Raw genomic sequence first — 5,223 nt, forward strand, 5'->3', positions numbered from 1 at the left:
AGTCTGCGCGCGGCCGCCTCGAGCCGCTCAGCCGATCTGGCGGGCGCGGGAGGCGTGGGATTGCAGCGCGCGGATGCGTTCGGCCAGCGTGCCGCCGCCGACCGGCGCCGGCGCCTCGGTGCCGTTGGGGCGGGCCGTTGCCTTGGCGGCGGGCGTCGGCGCGGCGCTGCCCTGGCCGGCCAGGATCGCTTCGATCGGCGAATTCGGGCCTTCCAGCGTGATCGCCAGCTTGGCGACCTCGGCGGCAATGTCGTTGATGCGCTCGCGCAGCAGCGCGTTCTCCATCCGCTCGGTCGCCCAGTTGTTCTCGGCCTGCTGCTGGATCGCCGCCAGCTCGCGCTGCGCGGCGGCGCGCTCGTCGCGGGCCTGCTGCAGCTGCTGCTCGAGTGCGGCCTTCTCGCCCTGCAGCCGGGCGACATCGGCCTGGCCGGTGGTCTTCGCCTTGGGGGCTGCCTTGCCGCCGCGGAGCTGCTGCAACTCCTGTTCGGCGGCTGCCGCGGCGGCGCGCAGGCCGGCGTTCTCGGCTTCGAGCGCCGCGACCCGGGTGCCGAGCTGCTCGGCTTCCTTGACCTGGGCGACGAGCTGGCGGTCGAGGTCTGAGACGCGGCTGCCGAGCTGTTCGGCACGGCTGCGGGCCTCGACGAGGTCGCGGCTGGTGCTGGCGGTTTCGCCGCGCTGGGCTTCGAGCCGGGTCTGCGTCGCGGTGAATTCGCGCTCGGCTTCGCCGACGCGGGCGCGCAGCTCCTCGATCTGGGTCCGGACCGCCACCAGTTCCACCTGCCGGGTGTCGGCCTGCATCGAACGGTCTGCAAGCTCGGCATTGATCCGCGCCAGCTCGGCCTGCCGCTCGGCCAGCGCCGTTTCGGCGGCGCGCAGCTCCTGGGTCCTGGCGGCGAAATCCTGCTCGGTGGCGCGGAGCTGCTCGTTCAGCGCCTTCTCGCGCGCCTCCAGCGTCAGGATCGCTTCGTTCTTCTCGGCGAGTTCGACCTTGAGCCGGTTGACCGCGTCGGTCTTGCGGCCGATTTCGGCGAGCTGGCTGGTGGTCTTGTTGCGGAGCTGTTCGACGCTCATCTCCAGCCGCCGCGCCGACATCGCGAACTCGGCGCGGAGCTGGTCCTTGTCGGCCTGGATCTCGGCCATCGACAGCGGCGTCGCCGCCTCGAGCCGTTTGGTCGTCAGCCGCACCGCGCGATTATGCACCAGCGGCGCGATCATCAGCGCGAGCAGCATCGCGGCCAGAAAGCCGATCGCCAGATACATGATCTGTTCGACCATGACGTTCTCCTACCCGAGATCCCGAAAGCGGAACGCTGTGTGAGCCGGCCCATGAGGCGGCTTGCGCCGGCGCGACGTCAGATGGCGAAACCGATGGGCGGTGAGCCGTGGCCGGACGAGGCGCCGGGCAAACGTCGCCGTCCGGCCGGAGATTCCGGCCGGACCATGCCACGGAGCGCGGCCGCAGCGCCAGAGCGTTGCGGCGTTAACGTGAATAGCGGACGGGGATGGTGCTCGCGGTCAGAACGGATTCCAGGTCGCCGTCGGGGTGAACTTCAGATAGCCGATATTGGCGCCGAGCCGCAGCCCGATGCCCGACTGGATCGGCACCAGCACGATGCCGTTGGCCGTCAGGGCGGTCATGCCGAAGCCGCCGACCACATAGGCCGAGCCGTCGATGCCGCCGAAGCGCTGATAGATCGCGTTGGTGGAGGGCAGGTTGTAGACCAGCGTCATGGTGCGGGCGCCGTTGCCGCCCCAGTCGAAGCCGACCGACGGGCCTTGCCAGTACACCCGCAGATCGCCGGCGTTCTTGGTGTAGAGCGTGCCCTCGCCATAGCGCAGGCCGGCCACGAACGCGCCGGAGCCCTCCTCGCCCAGCACATAGCCGTTGGGCAGGCCCCATTGGCTGACCGCGCGCTCGATCACCGAGGCGAGCCCGCGCGAGACGTTGCCGAAGAAGCGGTGGCCGGCAGCCGTCAATTCATCCGGCCCGTAGGTATTGGGGCCCGCAGACGCACGCGGCGGCATCGGTTGCTGCTGCGCCGAGGCCGGCACGATGAAGGCCACCGACGCAAGCAGCGCCAGCGCAGCACGACGTGAAACGATGGTCATCAAACTCACCCCTGGGTCTTCGATCCCCGGCCCGCCCCTTAACCGGGCGCTGACTTGCCCCCGGCTAGTGTGGCGCGTCAGCCCCACGATTCGAACCTTATCGAGTTCAACTATGACGGCAGAACGGCAGGAAGGGAACGCAATGCGCCTCGGATTCGCCACGATCTGGCTCGCCGCGCTGCTGCTGACGGTCGCTCCCTGGCCGCCGCTGCGGGCGGCGACCACCGAGCGGGTGGTGGTGGATCGCTATACCGGCCTGGCGATCGACGGCTTCGATCCGGTGGCTTATTTCACCGATCGCGAGGCGCGGATGGGGGCGGCGGATTACGAAGCTTCGGCGAGCGGCGCGATCTGGCGGTTCTGCAACGCCGCCAACATGGCGGCCTTCGTGGCCAATCCGGAGATCTACGGTCCGCAGTTCGGCGGCTACGATCCGGTCGGGATCGCGCGCGGCGTGCCGGTGCAGGGCAATCCGCTGGTGTGGCTGGTCAGCGGCCAGCGATTGTTCCTGTTCGACCGCGAAGAGAGCCGCGCGGCCTTCTCGGCCGATCCCGAGCGGTATCTCAAGCAGGCGCGGCAGCAATGGCCGGCCGTGCAGGCGACCCTCGCCGAGTAGCGCCGCAACGGCGCGCGCCGCTCAGGGCGCCGCGCTGGGGTCGCCCCAGGCGATGAAATTGGGCACGATGAAGTTCGGCCGCGGCACATCGAATCGCAGCGGCGCGCCATGCCGATCGGTCACCTTGCCGCCGGCCGCGATCACCACCGCGGCGCCGGCGGCGATGTCCCATTCGCAGGTTGGCGACATCCGCGGGTAGATGTCCGCCGCGCCTTCGGCGATCCGTCCGAATTTGAGCGCCGAGCCCATCTGCGCCTTCACGGCGCCGGGGCGGGCCGCGATGAAGCCGAGGGTCTCGTCGTCGAGATGCGATCGGCTGATCGCCACCGTCCAGGGCTGGCCGGGCGGCGGCAGCGGCCTGGTGCGGATCGCCGCCGTCGTATAGCTGGCGCCGTCCGGCGTCACGGTCAGCCGCTCCGCGCCATGGCCGACCAGCCCGCGCCAGACGACGCCGAGCGCCGGCGCTCCGACGATGCCGAGCAGCGGTTCGCCATCGCTGATCAGCGCCAGGTTGACGGTGAATTCGTCGCGGCCGGCGACGTATTCCTTGGTGCCGTCCAGCGGATCGATGACGAAGAAGCTGCGTGCTTGCGGCCGGCCCTGCGTGCAGCGCTCCTCCGACAGCGTCGGCAGATCCGGCGCGATCTGCGCCAGTCCTTCGGCGATGACGCGGTCGGCGGCGAGGTCGGCGGCGGTTACCGGAGAGCCGTCGGCCTTGTGGTCGACCTGGCCGGTGCGGTCGATCGCCAGGATCGCGGCGCCGGCGCGCAGCACCAGGTCGGTCAGCGGCGCGATCCAGGCCAGAGCGTCGTCGCGCGACATCGATGGCTCCCGTTCAACCGCACGCCCCGTCGCCATCGTCTGGTCTCCTGTCCGGCCGGTCTCGCACCGGTCCTGATGTTGGCAGCGCAACCGGCCGCAGTGTATCAAGCCATGCACCATGGCTGATTCGTTTTGAACGAGCCTGTTTGAACGAGCCCGTGCGGCTTCCGAGGAGCAGACCGATGTCCGACAGTCCCACTCCCGTCCAGGCTCCCGCTCCCGACGCGCTCGAACTGGCGGCGCTGCTCTGCTCGCGGGTGTGCCACGATCTCATCAGCCCGGTCGGCGCGATCGTCAATGGCCTGGAAGTGCTGGACGACAGCAACAAGCAGGAAGACAAGGATTTCGCCCTCGACCTGATCCGCAAGAGCGCCAAGACCGCGTCGGCCCGGCTGCAATTCTGCCGGCTGGCGTTCGGCGCCGCCGGCTCGGCCGGCGCGCAGATCGATCTCGGCGACGCGCAGAACATGGCGCGCGGTCACCTCGAGGACGAGAAGACCAAGATCTCCTGGAATCTGCCGCGGCTGCTGCTCGCCAAAAACCGCGTCAAGCTGCTGCTCAACATGCTGATCATCGCGCAGCAGACCATTCCGCGCGGCGGCACGCTGACGATCGACCCGGTCGGCGAGGGCGACAATCTGTCGTTCCGCGTGATCGCAGCCGGTCTCAACGTCCGCACCCCGCAGGCGATCGTCGACATGCTCAGCGGCAAGCATTCCGGGCCGATCGAGTCGCACGGCGTGCAGCCGTACTACACACGACTTTTGGCCGAAGCATGCGGCCTGACGGTGTCGCTGGCGCCCGAGGGCGATACCTTGGTGGTAAGCGCCCTCTGAGCGCGCGCTAAGCGCCGGACCGACATGGTAAAGGCCCGGTTACGGGCCTTCCCTGGTATTAGTACGTGTTCGACTCGGATTCATTCGGAACGGTCGGCCCCCAATACGCAACCAATATTAAACGCTTTCCGCAGACAGTGGCCCCATCACTCGGTCACGGCTGTTGCCGTGCGCCCGCGTAAAGAGGCCAGCGCACATGGACGATCTTCTCCGTGAGTTCTTGACGGAAACCTTCGAAAGCCTGGACACAGTTGATAATCAGCTGGTCCGCTTCGAGCAGGAGCCGAACAACGCGAAGATTCTCGATAATATCTTCCGGCTTGTTCACACCATCAAGGGCACTTGCGGTTTCCTCGGCCTGCCGCGACTGGAAGCGCTGGCGCACGCGGCCGAGACGCTGATGGGCAAATTCCGCGACGGCATGCCGGTGACCGGCGAGGCCGTGACGCTGATCCTGACCACGATCGACCGCATCAAGGACATTCTCGGCGGGCTGGAAGCCACCGAGGCCGAACCCGAGGGTGAGGATGGCGACCTGATCGGCGAACTCGAACGCCTGTCGATGCGCACGCCGGAAGAACTCGCCGCCGAGCTCGGCGAAGCGCCGCCGCTCGCCGAGGCGGTCGAAGACGAAGCGGCCGAAGCCCCCGCCGAGGCTGCGCCGGCCGAGCCCGCGGTTGCTGAAGGCACCCTGGTGGCGCAGACGCTGGAGCGTCCGCTGCGTCCGGGTGAAGTCTCGCTCGACGAGCTGGAGCGCGCCTTCCGCGAGACCGCAATCGAGGTCGAGGCGCCGCCGCTGGTGCCCGCCGCCCAGCAGGACGCGCCGGCTCCGGCGCCTGC

At 68.9% G+C, this 5,223-nt stretch carries 6 protein-coding genes; 3 read left to right on the forward strand and 3 right to left on the reverse strand.

Going from position 1 to position 5,223, the window contains the following annotated elements:
• Nucleotides 1-27: 27 nt before the first annotated feature.
• Together IP86_RS18755 and IP86_RS18760 are read right to left on the reverse strand one after the other, a co-directional pair.
• Nucleotides 28-1,275, reverse strand: a complete 1,248-nt coding sequence (locus tag IP86_RS18755; protein ID WP_054163952.1) for a coiled-coil domain-containing protein — start codon at nt 1,273-1,275, stop codon at nt 28-30.
• A 240-nt stretch (nt 1,276-1,515) separates the two neighbouring features.
• Nucleotides 1,516-2,109: a DUF1134 domain-containing protein gene (locus IP86_RS18760; protein WP_054163953.1), complete on the reverse strand. Its 594-nt coding sequence runs from the start codon at nt 2,107-2,109 to the stop codon at nt 1,516-1,518.
• A gap of 112 nt (nt 2,110-2,221) precedes the next feature.
• Between IP86_RS18760 and IP86_RS18765 the strand changes: the two genes are divergently transcribed.
• Nucleotides 2,222-2,725: a YHS domain-containing (seleno)protein gene (locus IP86_RS18765; protein ID WP_054163954.1), complete on the forward strand. Its 504-nt coding sequence runs from the start codon at nt 2,222-2,224 to the stop codon at nt 2,723-2,725.
• Nucleotides 2,726-2,746: 21 nt separating this feature from the next.
• On the opposite strand, the gene IP86_RS18770 is transcribed toward IP86_RS18765, so the two are convergent.
• Nucleotides 2,747-3,547, reverse strand: coding sequence for a 3'(2'),5'-bisphosphate nucleotidase CysQ family protein (locus IP86_RS18770; RefSeq protein ID WP_245290663.1), 801 nt, complete (start codon nt 3,545-3,547; stop codon nt 2,747-2,749).
• A gap of 182 nt (nt 3,548-3,729) precedes the next feature.
• Between IP86_RS18770 and chpT the strand changes: the two genes are divergently transcribed.
• Both chpT and IP86_RS18780 read left to right on the forward strand, forming a co-directional pair.
• A complete protein-coding gene (chpT, locus tag IP86_RS18775; protein WP_054163956.1) occupies nt 3,730-4,383 on the forward strand; it encodes a histidine phosphotransferase ChpT in 654 nt (217 codons plus the stop codon).
• 196 nt (nt 4,384-4,579) lie between these two features.
• A partial coding sequence (locus IP86_RS18780; protein WP_197279884.1) for an Hpt domain-containing protein occupies nt 4,580-5,223 on the forward strand: 644 nt, incomplete at its 3' end.

Origin of the sequence: Rhodopseudomonas sp. AAP120 (genome assembly GCF_001295845.1) — a bacterium.
In the GTDB taxonomy this organism is placed as follows: Bacteria; Pseudomonadota; Alphaproteobacteria; order Rhizobiales; family Xanthobacteraceae; genus Rhodopseudomonas.